Origin of the sequence: Synechococcus sp. CCY 0621, from assembly GCF_019038465.1 — a bacterium.
Taxonomy (GTDB): domain Bacteria; phylum Cyanobacteriota; class Cyanobacteriia; order PCC-6307; family Cyanobiaceae; genus Cyanobium.
The window spans coordinates 403,234-418,287 of record NZ_JAFKRH010000031.1 but is presented as its reverse complement, the minus strand read 5'-3'; the positions used below and the strand labels follow the sequence as shown (position 1 = coordinate 418,287).

The window sequence follows — 15,054 nt, the reverse complement described above, 5'->3', positions numbered from 1 at the left end:
CGTGATGGCCAGCAGCTCTATCCGATCGAGGCCGTGGCCGCCGACGGGGAGCAGAAGCGCAGCATCACCATGGAATTCCGCCGCTCCACGCCGGAAGCCAACGTCAACAGTCGCGAAGCCGCGGTCGCCGAGTGGTTCTAGGCCTCAGGACGGTGGCTGGCCCGGCCCTGCCAGCCGCTCCGCCACGGCCGTGATCAGGGTCCCGGCTGTGAGCTGGGCACCGACCTCCAGGCCATGGGCCCGTTCGTGCTCGTCAATCGGCTCAACAGTCCTGAACTGGGACTCCAGCACGGCCCCGTCCGCATCCGAGGGGTCGTCACCACGGATCTGGCGTTCCACCAGGCGCCGCCGGGCCTGCTCCTGGGAAATGACGCAGGCCAGGATCAGGAATGGGACACCGCGCCGGCGGGCCAAGGCCTCCATCCGCCGCCGCTGATCGCGGCGCAGGAAGGTGGCATCCACCACCACCGACAGCCCAGCCGCGAGGATCCGTTCCACCTGCTCGGGCAGATGCTGGTCGTAGAGCATGGCGCTCACCTCCGGCCGGTAGGGGTCGCCCAGAAGCGCTGGGGCCAGTCCCTGCCCCCAGCGGCCGAAGAGACGTTTGCGCTCCACGTCGGAACGCAACTGGATCCAGCCCTGCCGCTGGCAGAGCTGGCGGGCCCGGTGGCTCTTGCCGCTGCCGGACACCCCGTGGGTGATCACCAGGGCCGGGGTTGGACGGGCGGTGGCACGGCTGGCGCCCTGCAGATACCGCTCCAGGTCCTGCTGCACGAGTGCCGAGGCCTCGGCGTCGAGGCTCTGCTGGCCCAGACGCAGGGCGCAGACCTTGGCCCGTACCAGCGATCGGTACACCCGGTACCAGCGCCAGGTGAGCAGGCCGTCGTAGTCGCCGCAGCGGCCCAGCCAGCGGTTGAGCAGCACGGCCCCGAGGTCCGGCCGGTTGCGGTGCTCCAGATCCATGACCAGGAAGGCCAGGTCGCTGATCACGTCGATCCAGCGCAACTCCGGACTGAATTCCAGGCAGTCGAAGACCCGAAGGCGCTCCCCTTCCAGCAGCATGTTGCCCAGGTGCAGATCGCCGTGGCACTCGCGGATGCGCCCCTGGCTTCTGCGCAGCAGGAAGCTCGGCCGCAGCCGCTCGAACTGGTCGATGGTCCAGTGCCGCAGGGCGGCGACGTCCGGTTCAGACACCAGTCCGCACGCTCCCAGCACCTCCAGGTTGGCCATGGCCGGCGCCTTCACCAGCTCCGGTGCCCCGTAGGCATCCTCCGGGGCAGCCACCGCGGCCGCGGCGTGGAAGTCCGCCAGATCATCCGCCAGCCCTTCGAGCTGGGCATCGCTGAGGCCATGGCGTTCGAGCACCGCGCCCAGCAGGGCGCTCTGGGGAAACTGGCGCATGCGCACGGCCAGCTCCAGGGTGGGTCCGGAGCCGTGAAACGCGGCTCGCTCGGGCGGGCCATGGATGGGGCTGAGCCCGAGGTAGAGGTCCGGAGCCAGGCGCCGGTTGAGCCTGAGCTCCTCCTGGCAGAACCAGCGGCGCCGCTCCGGCGTCGAAAAATCGACGAAGCCCAGATTCACCGGCTTCTTGATTTTGTAGGCGAAGGTTCCAGTGAGCAGGATCCAGGAAATGTGGGTTTCCAGGCACTCGACCCGCTCGACCGGATGGTCATAGGCGGCGGGATCGAGCAGGGCCGCGATCATTGGCTCCACGGCCGCTCCGTTGCTTCTTGCGATTCAATCCAATCATCTGCAGGGTGACGATGGCTTCCACCGGAGTCCACACCAGCACAGGCACCAGCAGCCCAGCCGCCAGGGGAGATGTTGGCCGCACGAGCAGGGTCAGCATCAAGGTCAGCATCCAACCCAGCAGGCAGATGGGAAGGCCCGCTGACAGGTTGCGGAGGCGGCAGATCACACAGTGTTGGCTGCGCAGGAGCACCAGCAGGCCCGCGTAGGCAGCCATCCAGAGCCATTCGCCGGTCTTGAACCAGAAGGAGAGCGCTGAGAAGTAAAAGCTGACGCTGATGACGACCCAGGCGGCGGGGACCCACGGATCGATGCTCATCCAGCCCGGCCGTTTGAGGCTGCGATACCAGGAGAAGTCCTGCTCCGAGGGATTGATGACCAGCGTCACCACCAGAAGGGTGATCAGGATCAGGAGCCAGGGGGGCACGGGCATCTGCAGACACAGGCATTATTGGCTGCTGCCGGGGAGCCGTCCATGGCGTGGGATGTCGGTTCGTCGCTCAGATGGATCAGACCGCCGGACGCCCCTACGTTTGAAGGGTCCCACGAGCTTGATGGAGGCCCCATGCATACCCACGACCTCGAGAACCACGACAACCTCTACGCCGACGAAGGCACGATGGTGATCGGTGAGACCAGGGCAGACGCCCAGAGCCATGCTTACTGGGCTGTGGGGGCCATCGCCTTGATGGTGGTGGGATTGGGTGTGGCCCTGGTCATTTCCTGAGCACCCAGGAAGCGCTCCCGGAAACAGGGCAGGGGGATGGGTTCACAGAGACGGACCCAGTCCCCGCTTCCCCTGTGCTGCCAGGCGGAAAGCCGCAGCGGATGGACGGCTCCCCAGCGGCAGATCAGCAGGTAACGATGTCCCCAGGCTGTGGGCCAGGCCATGGCGGCCCCCCTGGCCCACGGCCAGTGGTCAGGGTGCAGCGGTTCCAGATCGCGATGGCGGCGCAGCAGGGCTGGCAGCAGTTGGCCAGCGGGGATCCCCTGGCAGTGCTGCAGCCGCCTGGCGAGGGCTGGCGGATCGCCCTGGCTGGGGAGAACCAGGTGCAGTCCCCCCCAACCGGGAAAGCCCAGACAGGAGAGAAGGGCGCCGGAAGTCATGCGTGGACGGGACGTTGACATCCCTTTGGTGCCACCGCCTGTCACGAAGCGGACGCTGGGGCGGTTGCACTGGCAGGATCGGCGTGAAGGAAGCGACTCCCCTGCCGCCATGTTCGAGAACCGCGAACGGCCCGCCTGGGTCAACTGGCTGATCCTGGCGATTTTCCTGTTGTCGTCGTGGCAGCTGGCCGGGTTCTGGTTTCAGCAGCTGCACCACTGAGCAGCCGGGGGCGTCAGGAGGGGCGTCGGGGCCGGGCGGTGAGGCCCCGCACCAGCCGGACACCGCCGCCCACCAGCAGCAGCAGGGCCATCAGGGCCAGCAAAGCCACCACGATCACGCTGCCCAGCTGCAGGATCCCCATGCTGAGCCGGCTCAGCCCGCCGATCAGGTTGGCGATGGCATTGCTGACCAGGAGCAGGGCATCGAGCCGCTCGGGCAATTGCATCAGCCCGACGAGGATCAGCGCCCCCGCCACGATCAGCATCAGTCCCGCCAGCACCTGGCGCCATCGGGAGGATGGACGGCGGCGGCGACTGCGCAGCTGCAGACCCTTTCCCGGCGTTGGTCCCCTCGGTGTCGGCAGATGCAGCGGGTAGGGGGTTTGCGGCATGGCTGGGGGTTCAGAGCTCCAGCGGATAGCCGGCGCCCCGCATCCACCGCTCGAATTCCATCAGCACCAGCTCATTGGGGCAATCGATCAGGGACAGGTCGTTGACCGTGCAGTCACCCTGCCCGCCATGGTGGAGGGTGAGGTGGAACCGGGTACCGCTCAAGCCGCAGACCTCTGGATCGCTGCGCACCACCACATCGAGGGCCGCTCCCAGCCGTGCGACCCGGCGGCGCAGTTCCGACCAGGTCATGCCCATGGCACGGCAGTGGAAAGCAAAGGATGTCGCCCCCAGTGTGACCAGCGCGGGGCCGAAGTCAACAGGACGCGGGCCGGGCGCTCAGGGACGTGGGGCTTCCGGAGCGGCCTGGGGGGCCGGTGGGGTTGGCGCCGGTGGCACGGCGGGCGGCGGCAGCAGCAGCACCAGGGCCGCCGAGACGGCCAGGGCCGCGGCCCCGCCCAGGGGGGCCGTCAGTCGGCGATGCAGGGGGATCCGCTCCAGCAGTTCCCTGGGACCGAGGGGCTCCGGCTCAGGGATCTCAAGGGGCAGCTGCACGCGGGGATCGAGGCGCAACAGGTCGAGCACCCGCACCAGATCAGCCAGTTCTGCATCGTCGAGATGCATGTCCAGCGGGGGGGTGTCGGGTTGGCTGCTGCGCAGCAGCAGCCGGTGGCCGCCCTCGGGGTGGGGGCCGATATCGACGGGTTCGCCCGCAATGCTGAAGTCGCGGCGCACGCCGCTGATCAGGTGCCGGGCGTAGGGCAGCACCACCTGCATCAGTGCCTGCAGGTGCTCACGCCGCCCCTCCAGCAGGGGCCGGCCCACCCACTGCAGACTCCACCCGGTGATGATGCCAAGGGCCGCACCGCTCTGGCCGATGGAGACGTCGGGGAGCCCTTCCACCTGCAGGCGGCAGCTGAGCTGATCGAAGACGAGGCTCTGCTTCATCACGGAACTCTGAACCATGGGGGGTCTCAGGGGGACGGCCTCAAGCGACCGCGTCCATCAGGCTGGCCTTGATGCGCTCGAAGCCTCCCAGGCCGGCGCAGAGGCTGAGGCCCTGGACCAGCTGAAGCCGCTGGGCGGCCCCATCGGTGGGATCGAGCAATTTCTGCACGCCGCTGCGGCGGGGATTCATGCGTTCCTGCACCAGCTCCAGCAGACGCCCCTGGAACAGCGCCCAGCGTTCACTCGCCACCGCCTCCGGCTCGCTGCTGGAGAGCAGGGAGCGCAGCATCGGGTAGAGGCGATCGGCCATGACGCAGAGGATGCGGATCAGTGCATCGGTTTCGTCGACGGGAACCTCGCCACGCCGGCAGGTGCGTCGCAGGGGGTTGTGGCAGCGGCGCTTCCACAGCTCCACCCGGTTGGGGAAGAGACCGCCATAGCCCAGCTGCTCGCTCATCCAGACCATCGCCTCGCCGCCGTTGAGGTCGAGCGCCTCCATGCAGAGCAGCATCAGATCGAGCCGCTCCAGTCCCCGGCGGGGCAGGGGGCGGGAGGGGTGGTCCTGGGTCGCCGCTTCCGAAGTGTCCTTGGCCATGACTGCGATGATGCCAGCGGCGCCGTCCATCCGTCACGTCGCCGGTACCGGTCCCTTCACCAGCACGATGCCCAGCAGCCCTTCATCGATCGATCTGCGCACCTGGGTCCGGGACATTCCCGACTTTCCGAAGCCGGGCATCCTCTTCCGTGACCTCACCCCCCTGATGCGGGATCCCGAGGGCTGGGGCGAGGCCATCCGCCAGCTGGGCCTGCTCTGCGATCGGGTTCAGCCGGACCTGATCGTGGGCATCGAATCCCGCGGCTTCATCGTCGGCACTGCCCTGGCCACCGTCGTCGGTGTCGGCTTTGTGCCGGTGCGTAAGCCCGGCAAGCTGCCCGGCGAGGTGATCGGGGTGGACTACAGCCTCGAGTACGGCACCGACCGGCTGGAGATCCACAGCGATGGCCTCGGCGAGGGTTCGCGGGTGCTGATCGTCGATGATCTGCTGGCCACCGGCGGCACCGCCGCGGCCTGCACCGAGCTGGTGCTGAAGGCCGGTGGGGAGCTGTGCGGCTTTGGCTTTCTGGCCGAACTGGCGGCCCTGGAGGGCCGCAGCCGGCTGCCTCAGGAGCAGCCGATCGAGTCGCTGATCATCTACAGCTGAGGCTCAGCCCTGCTGCTCCTGCCAGGTGAGGACGGTGTCGAACTGTTCGAGGCTGATCAGGCCGAACCGCCAGAGCACCGCCGGCAGCGGTGCCTGCTCCAGCTGGGACTGTTTGATGCCCAGCTGCAGGGCGTTCTCACTCAGGCCGAGCTGATGGCGCAGGAAGCGCACCATGGCTGGAGAGGGCAGGGGCTGGGGAGAGCTGCTGATCACCATCCCCCCATGCTGGGAGCGTCTGGCGCAGGCGGCAAGGCCCCTGGGTCATGGCCCGCAGGGCCAGGGCCCGGCTCCAGCCGAACCGCGACAGGACGTCGAAGGCCAGGCCGCGCAGCGGCAGCAACAGGGGCTGACGGTTGGAGAAGAGCCGTACCAGCAGGTCGGTGGCCAGCAGGGTGAGCAGCAGATCGGGCCAGCGGCGGCGTGCGTAGGCCGCAGCCAGGCGACGCGGGGACAGCGTTCCCCGGGCGGCCTGCTCGGCGAGCTGGTGCAGCACCGCCACATCCCGCCAGCAGAGATTCAACCCCTGGCCGCCCACCGGATGGCAGCGGTGGGCGCTTTCCCCCACCAGCACCGTGCGGCCGCGATGCAGGCGGTGGGCCAGCTGCAGGGCCACCGGAAAACTGCGAGGCGCCGCCAGCAGGGCCTCGGGCTGGAGTTGGTCCGGCAGGGCCCCCGCCAGCCGATCGAGGAAGGCAGGGCCGCTCAGGGCTTCGAGCTGCCGGCAGCGGGCCATGGGCGAACTCCAGACCAGCTGGAAGCGACGCTCGCCAAGGGGAAGCACAGCAAAGGGCCCTTCCGGACGCAGCAGCTCCCAGGCTTCGTCGTCGTGGCCGCCGCCCATCTCCACCTGCACGGTGAGGCAGGCCTGGGTGTAGCGGTGGCTCCACTGGCCGATGCCCAGGGCCCGCCGGGTGGGGGAGTCGGGTCCATCGGCGGCCACCAGAAGATCGGGTTCGCTGGCGGCGACCGGTGCCGCTGTTCCCAGCGCCAGCGCAACGGCGGGGTGCTGGTCCAGGCGCCGCAGCAGCAACGCCATCAGGGGCCGGTGCGAGCCGATCCAGCCCACCGCGCCGGCGTGCTCCAGGTCGGTCGGATCGAAGCTCACCCGTCGCTCCGTGGCCCCGTCCTGGAGCCGCAGGCGGCGGAAGGGAACCAGCTGGCGCCGCAGATCACCCCACAGGCCCAGCCGCTCCAGCAGGTCACGGCTGGAATGGGTGAAGGCGTAGGCCCGCTCCCGGTCCCGCAGAGCCTCGGGGCCTAATGGATCGTGGAGGCTCACATGCCAGCCTGCCTGCGCCAGGGCCAGGGCCGTCAGGGCGCCGGTGGGGCCGGCTCCGTTGATCCGGGCATGGAGCGAAGGGCGCATGGCCACAAAAAAGCCGCAACAGAAAGTCTGCTGCGGCGATGGGGGCGGCCGTGATCAGCCGATGCCGAGCAGACCGCGGGTGAAAGCTTCGCCACCCAGGGCGAATTCGGTGGCGAGCAGGGCGATGAAGCCAAGCATGGCCATGCGGCCGTTGAGCTTTTCGGCGCGCTCGTGGAAGCCCCAGCCGCTCTCGGGGCTCACCACTTCCATGCGGGGCTCGGTGGCGAAGGCGTTGAGGCGGCCGCCGTCTTCGGTGGTGACGGTGGCGCCGCGGATGGAGGAACGATCGAGGGCGGTAGGTGCGGTGGGGGTGGCGGCGGTCATGGGAGGACTCCTTGAGAAGTGTTACGAGAATTGTAACGCATTGTTTCGGATCCGTCCAGCTTCCCTCACCCCAGCCGCCGCAGGCAGAGCTCCTCAAAGGCCGGCCGCAGCAGGTAGGGGTACTCCCCCACCCACTGCTTCAGTTGGGGCAGCCAGCCATCGGAGAGGGCGCCGATGCGGGAAAAGTCCTTGCGCTCGCTCAGTACCAGGCAGCGGATCACCATCCCCGGCCGGATCAGCTCATGCTTCTTCTCCAGTGGGAAACGGATCTGGCCCAGGTAGCCGTCCTCGTCCTCCAGCTCCAGGCACAGCCAGGTGCGCCGGTTCTCCACCAGCTCAAGCCGCCCCTGGCGGTTGGCCTGCTCCCGCCGGTTCTCCACCACCTCCCGCCGGAACAGATCAGCCACCACCCCCTCGAAAATCGCGGCCGCCGGGTACCGCCGCAGCAGCGCGTTGCGGCGGCCCGCTTCCAGGATCGGGCCCCACAGCACATAAAGGAGAAAGACGAAGCCCACCACCAGGAACACCGGACCGGCCTGGCTGCGGAACAGCAGTACCTGGCTGATCAGCAGCGCAATCACCCCGCCGATCACCGAAATCAGCACGCGCTGCAGCAGTTTGCGCGGATCGCCACTGCTGGCGCTGAACTGGGAGCCCGTGGCCACCGCCGGGATCAGGCGGACCAGTTCGCCGGGTTTGAGGGGGATCAGCATCGACTCTTGGGGGGGCAGCTCACAGGAGCCTCTCCAGTCCATAGACCAGGCCCCCCAGGCTGCGCACCTTTCGGACCGTGAGCAGCACCCCGGGCATGTACGCACTGCGGTCGATCGTGTCGTGGCGCAGGGTGTAGGTCTCGCCGGGGGAGCCGAACATCACCTCCTGGTGGGCCACCAGCCCCGGCAGCCGCACCGAATGCAGCCGCAGGCCGCTCTCCCGCAGCCCGCCCCGGCAGCCTGCCAGGCTCTCGTGTTCCTCCACCTGGGGGGGATTGAACGGCTTGCCGAGTTCTTCCATCAGTTCGGCGGTCTTGAGGCAGGTGCCGCTGGGGGCATCGGCCTTGCGGTTGTGGTGCAGCTCGGTGAGCTCGGCGTAGTCGTAGAAGCGGGCCGCCGCTGCCGCCGCCTGCTGCAGCAGCACCATCCCCACGCAGAAGTTGGGCACCACCGCGCCCCCCATCGAGGCCTTGTCGGCAAAGCGGGCCAGGTCAGCGAGCTGGTCGGGACGCAGGCCGGTGGTGCCGATCACCGGATGGACGCCATAGGCGAAGGCGCCGCGGCAGTGCTCGAAGACGACGCTGGGGTGGGTGAAGTCGACCAGCACCGCCCCGCCGCCCGGCCCGGCCTGCCGCACCGACTGGCTCGCCTGGCAGAGGGTGCCTTCGAAATCGGCGCTCAGCGCCACCTCCAGCTCCCCGAGACCCAGGGTCAGCCCCACATCCTCCCCTTCGTGGCCAGGGGTGGTGTCGATGGCTCCCACCAGGGTGCAGTCGGGGGCCGCCAGCACGGCCTTGATCACCTCGGCCCCCATGCGGCCCAGGGCCCCGGCCACCACCACCGGAATCGGCGCCGGCTCTGCTGGGGACGGGGAGGTCGCGGTCATGGGCGGCTAGCACTCCAGGCGAGCCTATGTGGCCCGGCCCGCCGGCAGGGTGCCGGCCTGTAACGCTGCGCTGCAACCGATCGCGTCCCCGGCGGGAGCTCCGTAGGCTGCTTCACATTGCTCAACGCATCCGCCGCATGTTCACGCAGGTCCGTTCCGCCAGCCGCCGGGTCAGCCCTGCCCCCACCGATGGCGTCAACGACCGGGTGGTGATGAAGGCCGTCTACGTGGTGCTCGAACCCCAGTACCAGAACGCCCTCACCACCGCCGCCACCGGTCTCAACGATCAGAACGGTCCCCTGGCGGTGGAGCTGAGCGGGTACCTGATCGAAGAGCTGCGTGACCCGGCCAACTACGCCGATTTCTGCGCCGACGTGGCCGCCGCCGATGTGTTCATCGCCTCGTTGATCTTCATCGAGGACCTGGCCCAGAAGGTGGTGGACGCCGTGGCCCCCCACCGCGACCGCCTCAAGGCGGTGGTGGTGTTCCCGTCGATGCCGGAGGTGATGCGCCTCAACAAGCTGGGCACCTTCTCGATGGCCCAGCTGGGTCAGAGCAAGAGCGCCATCGCCCAGTTCATGCGCAAGCGCAAGGAAGCCAATGGGGCCGGCTTCCAGGACGCCATGCTCAAGCTGCTGAACACTCTGCCGACGGTGCTGAAGTACCTGCCGGTGGAGAAGGCCCAGGACGCCCGTTCCTTCATGCTCAGCTTCCAGTACTGGCTGGGGGGAACGCCGGACAACCTGCGCAACTTCCTGCTGATGCTGGCCGATCGCTACGTGTTCGGCAAAGCGGAGCTGGGGCGTCCCCAGCTCACCGTCGCCGACCCGGTGGTGTTCCCGGACCTGGGCATCTGGCACCCGATGGCGCCGGGGATGTTCGAGGACCTCAAGGAGTACCTCAACTGGAGCGCCAGCCGCGCCGATCTCTGCGAGAAGGCCCGCCGGGGCCCGGTGATCGGCCTGGTGCTGCAGCGCAGCCACATCGTCACCGGCGACGACGCCCACTACGTGGCCATCATTCAGGAGCTGGAGTACCGGGGCGCCACGGTGATTCCCGTGTTCTGCGGCGGCCTCGACTTCTCCCGGCCCGTCTCCTCCTTCTTCTACGACCCCCTCCAGCCGGAGCAGCCCCTGGTGGATGGGGTGGTGAGCCTCACCGGTTTCGCCCTGGTGGGCGGCCCGGCCCGCCAGGACCATCCCAAGGCGATCGAGACCCTCAAGCGGCTCAACCGGCCCTACATGGTGGCCCTTCCCCTGGTGTTCCAGACCACCCAGGAATGGGAGGAGAGCGACCTGGGGCTGCACCCGGTGCAGGTGGCCCTGCAGATCGCCATCCCCGAACTCGACGGCGCCATCGAACCGATCGTGCTGTCGGGGCGCGACGACGCCACCGGCAAGGCCCACACCCTGCAGGACCGCGTGGAGGCCATCGCTGAGCGGGCCATCCGCTGGGCGTCGCTGCGGATCAAGCCCAGGGCCGAGAAGAAGCTGGCGATCACCGTGTTCAGTTTCCCTCCTGACAAGGGCAACGTGGGCACTGCGGCCTACCTCGATGTGTTCGGCTCGATCTTCCGCGTGCTGGAGGAGATGAAGGCCAAGGGCTACACGGTGGACGCCATGCCCCGCACCCCGAAGGAGCTGATGCAGGCGGTGCTCAGCGATCCGGAGGCCCTTGAAGGGGCCCCCGAGCTGGCGATCGCCCACCGCATGAGCGTCGAGGAGTACGAACGGCTCACCCCCTATTCCGAGCGGCTGGAGGAGAACTGGGGCAAGCCCCCGGGCAGCCTGAACAGCGATGGCACCAACCTGCTGATCTACGGCCGCCACTTCGGCAACGTGTTCGTGGGGGTGCAACCCACCTTCGGCTACGAGGGCGATCCGATGCGCCTGCTCTATTCGCGCAGCGCCAGCCCCCACCACGGCTTCGCCGCTTACTACACCTACCTGGAGAAAGTCTGGGGTGCCGATGCGGTGCTCCACTTCGGCACCCATGGCTCGCTGGAGTTCATGCCGGGCAAGCAGATGGGCATGAGCGAAACCTGCTATCCCGATTCGCTCATTGGTGCCCTGCCCAACCTCTATTACTACGCCGCCAATAACCCGTCGGAGGCCACCATCGCCAAGCGGCGCGGCTACGCCTCCACCATCAGCTACCTCACCCCGCCGGCCGAGAACGCCGGCCTCTACAAGGGTCTCAAGGAGCTGGGTGAGCTGGTGGGGTCCTATCAGCAGTTGCGGGAGAGCTCCCGGGGGGTGCAGATCGTCAACGCCATCATCGAAACCGCTCGCCAGTGCAACCTCGACAAGGACGTGGTCCTGCCCGAGGGGGATGCCGACGCGGCGGCCCTCGACCTCGACGGCCGGGATGGCGTGGTGGGGGCCGTGTACCGCCAGCTGATGGAGATCGAGAGCCGGCTGCTGCCCTGCGGTCTGCACACCATCGGCAAGCCGCCCACTGCCGAGGAGGCGATCGCCACCCTGGTGAGCATCGCCGCCCTGGAGCGGGAGGAGGAGGGCCTGCGTTCCCTGCCGGGGCTGCTGGCGGAAAGCCGGGGCCGCACCATCGCCGAGGTGTACCGGGGCAACGATGAAGGTGTGCTGACGGATGTGGAGCTCAACCGGGTGATCACAGAGGCCTGCCGTGCGGCGGTGGGCGCCATGGTCCGGGAGGTCACCGGCGCCGATGGTCGTGTCACCCTGCGGCGCAACTTCGGCTGGTTCTTCGATCTGCTGGAGCGCTTCGGCTACCGCCTGCCGTCCCCCTGGTTGAGCGCCTGCCGCCAAGCCGGGTTCCCCGATGTGGATGTCACCGAGCTGGATCGCCAGTTCGCCTACCTGCGCTTCTGCCTGGAGCAGATCTGTGCCGACATGGAGATGGAGAGCCTGCTGCGGGCCCTCGATGGCGAGTACGTGCTGCCCGGTCCCGGCGGTGATCCGATCCGCAACCCCGGCGTGCTGCCCAGCGGCAAGAACATCCATGCCCTTGACCCCCAGGCCATCCCCACCCGGGCGGCCATCGCCGCCGCCAAGGTGGTGGTCGACCGGCTGATCGAGCGTCAGAAGGCCGAGCAGGGCACCTGGCCGGAAACGATCGCCTGCGTGCTTTGGGGCACTGACAACATCAAGACCTACGGCGAATCCCTCGCCCAGATCCTCTGGTTCATCGGTGTGCGTCCGATGGCCGATTCCCTCGGCCGGGTCAACAAGCTGGAGCTCATCTCCCTGGAGGAGCTGGGCCGGCCCCGCATCGATGTGGTGGTCAACTGCTCGGGCGTGTTCCGTGACCTGTTCATCAACCAGATGGCCTTGATCGACCAGGGCGTGAAGATGGCCGCCGAGGCCGACGAGCCCCTGGCGATGAACTTCGTTCGCAAGCACAGCCAGGAGCAGGCCGCCGAGCAGGGCATCTCCCTGCGGGACGCCGCCACCCGGGTGTTCTCCAATGCCAGCGGCAGCTACTCCTCCAACGTCAATCTGGCGGTGGAGAACAGCACCTGGGAGGAGGAGGGCGAGCTGCAGGAGATGTATCTGTCCCGCAAGACGTTTGCCTTCAACGCTGACAACCCCGGTGAGATGAACCAGAATCGGCAGGTGTTCGAATCGGCGATGAAGACCGCCGATGTGACCTTCCAGAACCTGGATTCGGCCGAGATCTCGCTCACCGATGTGAGCCATTACTTTGACTCCGACCCCACCAAGCTGATCGCCGGCCTGCGCGACGACGGCAAGGCTCCCACCAGCTACATCGCCGACACCACCACGGCCAATGCCCAGGTGCGCTCCCTCAGCGAGACCATCCGCCTCGATTCGCGCACCAAGCTGCTCAACCCTAAGTGGTACGAAGGCATGCTCGATTCCGGCTACGAAGGGGTGCGGGAGGTGGCCAAGCGGCTCAATTTCACCCTGGGCTGGAGCGCCACCAGCGGCGCGGTCGACAACTTTGTGTATGAGGAGGCCAACGAGACCTTCATCAACGATCCGGAGATGCGCAAGCGGCTGATGGACCTCAACCCCCACAGCTTCCGCCGCATCGTCGGCACCCTGCTGGAGGTGAACGGCCGCGGCTACTGGGAAACCTCTGACGAGAACATCGCCCAGCTGCAGGAGATCTACCAGGAGATCGAGGACCGGATCGAGGGGGTGACAAAAGAGGCCTGATTGATCAGGGCCACAGGCCGGGTGCCTTTTCGGAAGGTGCTCCTGGGCCGCTGACGGCGGCGGGCTCCTGGCGGAGCCAGGTGGCGTCTGTTGTTACGGACTCTGATTGAAGCCGCAGTCAATAACAGCAGATCCGCTGCATTGAGAAAGCTCATGCCCATATGCACACAACTCTTAACAATCTCCACAGGGGCCTTGGGCGCTGAAGTTTGCCCCCATGGCGGTGGCTGCAGCCCCCGCTGCCAGGGGATCAGCGGTCTGCTGCAGCGATTTCTGCGTAGGACTGAGTAGTGCCATTGCACGGCTAAAGAACCGTGAGAGCTGACATTCAGGCTCAGCTCATCGCCGTCAAGTCAGAGGCAATGCTGATGGCTTCCTTGCCATCTCAGCCACCTGCAATGGCATGGACGATCAACCCAGCTCCACTCCCTACACCCCTGAGAACCATGTCCAACAAAATCGACGCCGCAGCCAAAGATGCTGAAGGCAAAATCCAGTCCGCCGTCGGCTCCCTCACCGGCGACAAGGGCCAGCAAATCAAAGGAGAAGCCAAGCAGGTCCAGGCCGACGCCATGAAGGCGGAGGCCAAACTGAAAGAGGAAGCCAAGAAGGCTGCCAGGAAGGTTGAAGACGCCATGGAATAGTCAGCCAACTTGCACCCGGGGATCAAATAGCGTTCAGTCTCCAAAGCAAAGGGCCAGGTAGGCCGTAAAGATCCGTAGCCATGACCATGCCGGGGAGTCGTTCACACCCCGGCTTTTTCCTCAAGCGGGCCAAGGGGCCAAGGCAGAGGCCTCTCTGCCCGTTTTGAGAGAGTGGAATGATGTGCACAAAAAAAGGGGGGCCTAAGCCCCCCGAATCACCCCGCAGGGGTGAGTGAATGGATCGGGATCACTTACCGATCTTGGCCACTTCGGCGCGAGCCCGGGCCAGAACGGCACCGGTCAGGGGTACGAAATCGAGCTGCTTGGCGATGCCCTGGCCCTTCGGCGAGAGACCCCAGGTCAGGAACTGACGGATGGTAGAGGCTTTGTCGCCGTTGCCCCGCTGGTAGGCGAGGATCCAGGTGAAGGTGGCGATCGGGAAGGCGTTGGCGCCGGCCGGATTGCAATCCTCACCACCCAGGCGGGAATTCAGCTTGACGCCGTTCAGGGCGGCGGCGCCGGTCACATCGTTGGCCAGAACAAATTTGCCAGCTTTGTTCTGAAGAGCCGCAGGAGTGATCTTGCCCTTCACGAAGGCCTGGTTGAGGTAACCGAGCGAGCCGGGGGTGTTCTGGATCAGGCCTGCCACACCCTCATTGCCCTTGCCACCGACGCCCACGGGCCACTTGACGGCCTTGGCCGCTCCCACTTTGGATTTCCACTCCGGCGAGAAGCAGGAGAGGGAGTTGGTGAAGGCGGCGGTGGTGCCGGAGCCATCCGAGCGGTGAACCACGTTGATCGGCCCCTTGCCGCATTTCAGCTGATCCCAGGTCTTGATCTTGCCGAGGAAGATGTCCGCCACCTGGCGCTGGGTGAGCTTGAGGTTCTTGCAGCTGGGATTGTTGTAGGCGGGGGTGACGGTGCCCCCCATCATCGGAATCTGCAGGGCTCCGCGCTGGGCGGTCACACCCTTGGTGAATTCTCCCTTGGATTCGCTGAGCTCCTCATCGGTCGCTCCAAAATCGACGCTGCCGGCATGGAACTGGCGAACACCGGCGCCGGAGCCGACCGACTGGTAGTTCACCTGCCTCTTGGTTTGCTTGGCGAACTCCACGGACCAGCGCTGGTAGGCCGGAGCGGGAAAGCTGGCGCCGGCTCCACTGATGGAGTTGCTCTGGGCGATCACCGGAACCGCCAGTCCAGCGGTGACAGCACCGGCTGCGGAGAGAATCAGGGCCTTCTTCGCGAAGGTCATCAGAATTGCCAATTGTGGAGCAGGTCATGAATAGCAACCCACTCGGCCCAATCGTGTTATGGGCAGGTTAACGGGTCTTCAAGGATGGCTC

The 15,054-nt window shown here is 67.1% G+C and carries 16 protein-coding genes and 1 pseudogene; 5 read left to right on the top strand and 12 right to left on the bottom strand.

Features of this window, described 5'->3' with window-relative positions; genetic code table 11:
• Positions 1–141: pseudogene (locus KUG43_RS17060) on the top strand (DUF4912 domain-containing protein); the annotation flags it as partial.
• A gap of 3 nt (positions 142–144) precedes the next feature.
• On the opposite strand, the gene KUG43_RS11330 reads toward KUG43_RS17060, so the two are convergent.
• Both KUG43_RS11330 and KUG43_RS11325 read right to left on the bottom strand, forming a co-directional pair.
• Positions 145–1,704, bottom strand: coding sequence for a bifunctional aminoglycoside phosphotransferase/ATP-binding protein (locus tag KUG43_RS11330; protein ID WP_286194681.1), 1,560 nt, complete (start codon positions 1,702–1,704; stop codon positions 145–147).
• Positions 1,670–2,176, bottom strand: a complete 507-nt coding sequence (locus tag KUG43_RS11325; RefSeq protein ID WP_216908998.1) for a tryptophan-rich sensory protein — start codon at positions 2,174–2,176, stop codon at positions 1,670–1,672. Before KUG43_RS11325 ends, KUG43_RS11330 begins: the two co-directional genes overlap by 35 nt.
• A gap of 138 nt (positions 2,177–2,314) precedes the next feature.
• On the opposite strand from KUG43_RS11325, the gene KUG43_RS11320 reads away from it, so the two are divergent.
• Complete coding sequence (locus tag KUG43_RS11320) at positions 2,315–2,476, top strand: hypothetical protein (protein ID WP_190609649.1); 162 nt, start codon at positions 2,315–2,317, stop codon at positions 2,474–2,476.
• Positions 2,477–3,089: 613 nt separating this feature from the next.
• Here KUG43_RS11320 and KUG43_RS11315 read toward each other — a convergent pair.
• The 4 genes from KUG43_RS11315 to KUG43_RS11300 form a co-directional block, all read right to left on the bottom strand.
• Complete coding sequence (locus tag KUG43_RS11315) at positions 3,090–3,467, bottom strand: hypothetical protein (protein ID WP_286194635.1); 378 nt, start codon at positions 3,465–3,467, stop codon at positions 3,090–3,092.
• Positions 3,468–3,477: 10 nt separating this feature from the next.
• A complete protein-coding gene (locus KUG43_RS11310) occupies positions 3,478–3,723 on the bottom strand; it encodes a hypothetical protein (RefSeq protein ID WP_216908996.1) in 246 nt (81 codons plus the stop codon).
• 81 nt (positions 3,724–3,804) lie between these two features.
• Entirely contained in the window at positions 3,805–4,431 is a 627-nt protein-coding gene (locus KUG43_RS11305; protein WP_216908995.1) for a DUF4335 domain-containing protein, read from the bottom strand.
• Positions 4,432–4,453: 22 nt separating this feature from the next.
• Positions 4,454–5,008 (bottom strand): DUF3038 domain-containing protein, encoded by a 555-nt coding sequence (locus KUG43_RS11300; protein ID WP_216908994.1) that lies wholly within the window; start codon positions 5,006–5,008, stop codon positions 4,454–4,456.
• 67 nt (positions 5,009–5,075) lie between these two features.
• Here KUG43_RS11300 and KUG43_RS11295 point away from each other — a divergent pair, with 67 nt between their 5' ends.
• Positions 5,076–5,615 carry an adenine phosphoribosyltransferase gene (locus KUG43_RS11295; protein WP_216909109.1) on the top strand — a complete coding sequence of 180 codons (540 nt, stop codon included), beginning with the start codon at positions 5,076–5,078 and terminating at the stop codon, positions 5,613–5,615.
• A gap of 3 nt (positions 5,616–5,618) precedes the next feature.
• Here KUG43_RS11295 and KUG43_RS11290 read toward each other — a convergent pair whose 3' ends face one another.
• The 5 genes from KUG43_RS11290 to dapB form a co-directional block, all read right to left on the bottom strand.
• A complete protein-coding gene (locus tag KUG43_RS11290; RefSeq protein ID WP_216908993.1) occupies positions 5,619–5,831 on the bottom strand; it encodes a DUF2949 domain-containing protein in 213 nt (70 codons plus the stop codon).
• Positions 5,752–6,981 carry an FAD-dependent monooxygenase gene (locus KUG43_RS11285; RefSeq protein WP_216908992.1) on the bottom strand — a complete coding sequence of 410 codons (1,230 nt, stop codon included), beginning with the start codon at positions 6,979–6,981 and terminating at the stop codon, positions 5,752–5,754. The genes KUG43_RS11290 and KUG43_RS11285 overlap by 80 nt, the downstream gene beginning before the upstream one ends.
• Positions 6,982–7,035: 54 nt before the next feature.
• Positions 7,036–7,305, bottom strand: coding sequence for a CAB/ELIP/HLIP family chlorophyll-binding protein (locus tag KUG43_RS11280; RefSeq protein WP_216908991.1), 270 nt, complete (start codon positions 7,303–7,305; stop codon positions 7,036–7,038).
• 65 nt (positions 7,306–7,370) lie between these two features.
• On the bottom strand, positions 7,371–8,018 hold the full coding sequence (locus KUG43_RS11275; RefSeq protein WP_216908990.1) for a DUF8619 family protein: 648 nt from the start codon (positions 8,016–8,018) through the stop codon (positions 7,371–7,373).
• Positions 8,019–8,037: 19 nt separating this feature from the next.
• Entirely contained in the window at positions 8,038–8,904 is an 867-nt protein-coding gene (dapB, locus tag KUG43_RS11270) for a 4-hydroxy-tetrahydrodipicolinate reductase (RefSeq protein WP_216908989.1), read from the bottom strand.
• A 137-nt stretch (positions 8,905–9,041) separates the two neighbouring features.
• On the opposite strand from dapB, the gene KUG43_RS11265 reads away from it, so the two are divergent.
• Together KUG43_RS11265 and KUG43_RS11260 are read left to right on the top strand one after the other, a co-directional pair.
• The gene (locus tag KUG43_RS11265) at positions 9,042–13,064 is read left to right on the top strand and encodes a magnesium chelatase subunit H (RefSeq protein WP_216908988.1); all 4,023 of its coding nucleotides are present in this window, start codon (positions 9,042–9,044) and stop codon (positions 13,062–13,064) included.
• 446 nt (positions 13,065–13,510) lie between these two features.
• Positions 13,511–13,708: a CsbD family protein gene (locus tag KUG43_RS11260; RefSeq protein WP_216908987.1), complete on the top strand. Its 198-nt coding sequence runs from the start codon at positions 13,511–13,513 to the stop codon at positions 13,706–13,708.
• 247 nt (positions 13,709–13,955) lie between these two features.
• On the opposite strand, the gene pstS is transcribed toward KUG43_RS11260, so the two are convergent.
• The gene (pstS, locus tag KUG43_RS11255) at positions 13,956–14,963 is read right to left on the bottom strand and encodes a phosphate ABC transporter substrate-binding protein PstS (protein WP_216908986.1); all 1,008 of its coding nucleotides are present in this window, start codon (positions 14,961–14,963) and stop codon (positions 13,956–13,958) included.
• Positions 14,964–15,054: the final 91 nt, after the last annotated feature.

Excerpts from the sequence above, each read along its gene's own strand:
- KUG43_RS11285 (WP_216908992.1), bottom strand. The coding sequence starts at position 6,981 with ATGCGCCCTTCGCTCCATGCCCGGATCAACGGAGCCGGCCCCACCGGC.
- KUG43_RS11330 (WP_286194681.1), bottom strand. The coding sequence starts at position 1,704 with ATGATCGCGGCCCTGCTCGATCCCGCCGCCTATGACCATCCGGTCGAG.
- KUG43_RS11265 (WP_216908988.1), top strand. The coding sequence starts at position 9,042 with ATGTTCACGCAGGTCCGTTCCGCCAGCCGCCGGGTCAGCCCTGCCCCC.
- pstS (WP_216908986.1), bottom strand. The coding sequence starts at position 14,963 with ATGACCTTCGCGAAGAAGGCCCTGATTCTCTCCGCAGCCGGTGCTGTC.
- KUG43_RS11260 (WP_216908987.1), top strand. The coding sequence starts at position 13,511 with ATGTCCAACAAAATCGACGCCGCAGCCAAAGATGCTGAAGGCAAAATC.
- KUG43_RS11280 (WP_216908991.1), bottom strand. The coding sequence starts at position 7,305 with ATGACCGCCGCCACCCCCACCGCACCTACCGCCCTCGATCGTTCCTCC.
- KUG43_RS11315 (WP_286194635.1), bottom strand. The coding sequence starts at position 3,467 with ATGCCGCAAACCCCCTACCCGCTGCATCTGCCGACACCGAGGGGACCA.
- KUG43_RS11300 (WP_216908994.1), bottom strand. The coding sequence starts at position 5,008 with ATGGCCAAGGACACTTCGGAAGCGGCGACCCAGGACCACCCCTCCCGC.
- dapB (WP_216908989.1), bottom strand. The coding sequence starts at position 8,904 with ATGACCGCGACCTCCCCGTCCCCAGCAGAGCCGGCGCCGATTCCGGTG.
- KUG43_RS11305 (WP_216908995.1), bottom strand. The coding sequence starts at position 4,431 with ATGGTTCAGAGTTCCGTGATGAAGCAGAGCCTCGTCTTCGATCAGCTC.
- KUG43_RS11290 (WP_216908993.1), bottom strand. The coding sequence starts at position 5,831 with ATGGTGATCAGCAGCTCTCCCCAGCCCCTGCCCTCTCCAGCCATGGTG.
- KUG43_RS11295 (WP_216909109.1), top strand. The coding sequence starts at position 5,076 with ATGCCCAGCAGCCCTTCATCGATCGATCTGCGCACCTGGGTCCGGGAC.
- KUG43_RS11310 (WP_216908996.1), bottom strand. The coding sequence starts at position 3,723 with ATGGGCATGACCTGGTCGGAACTGCGCCGCCGGGTCGCACGGCTGGGA.
- KUG43_RS11320 (WP_190609649.1), top strand. The coding sequence starts at position 2,315 with ATGCATACCCACGACCTCGAGAACCACGACAACCTCTACGCCGACGAA.
- KUG43_RS11275 (WP_216908990.1), bottom strand. The coding sequence starts at position 8,018 with ATGCTGATCCCCCTCAAACCCGGCGAACTGGTCCGCCTGATCCCGGCG.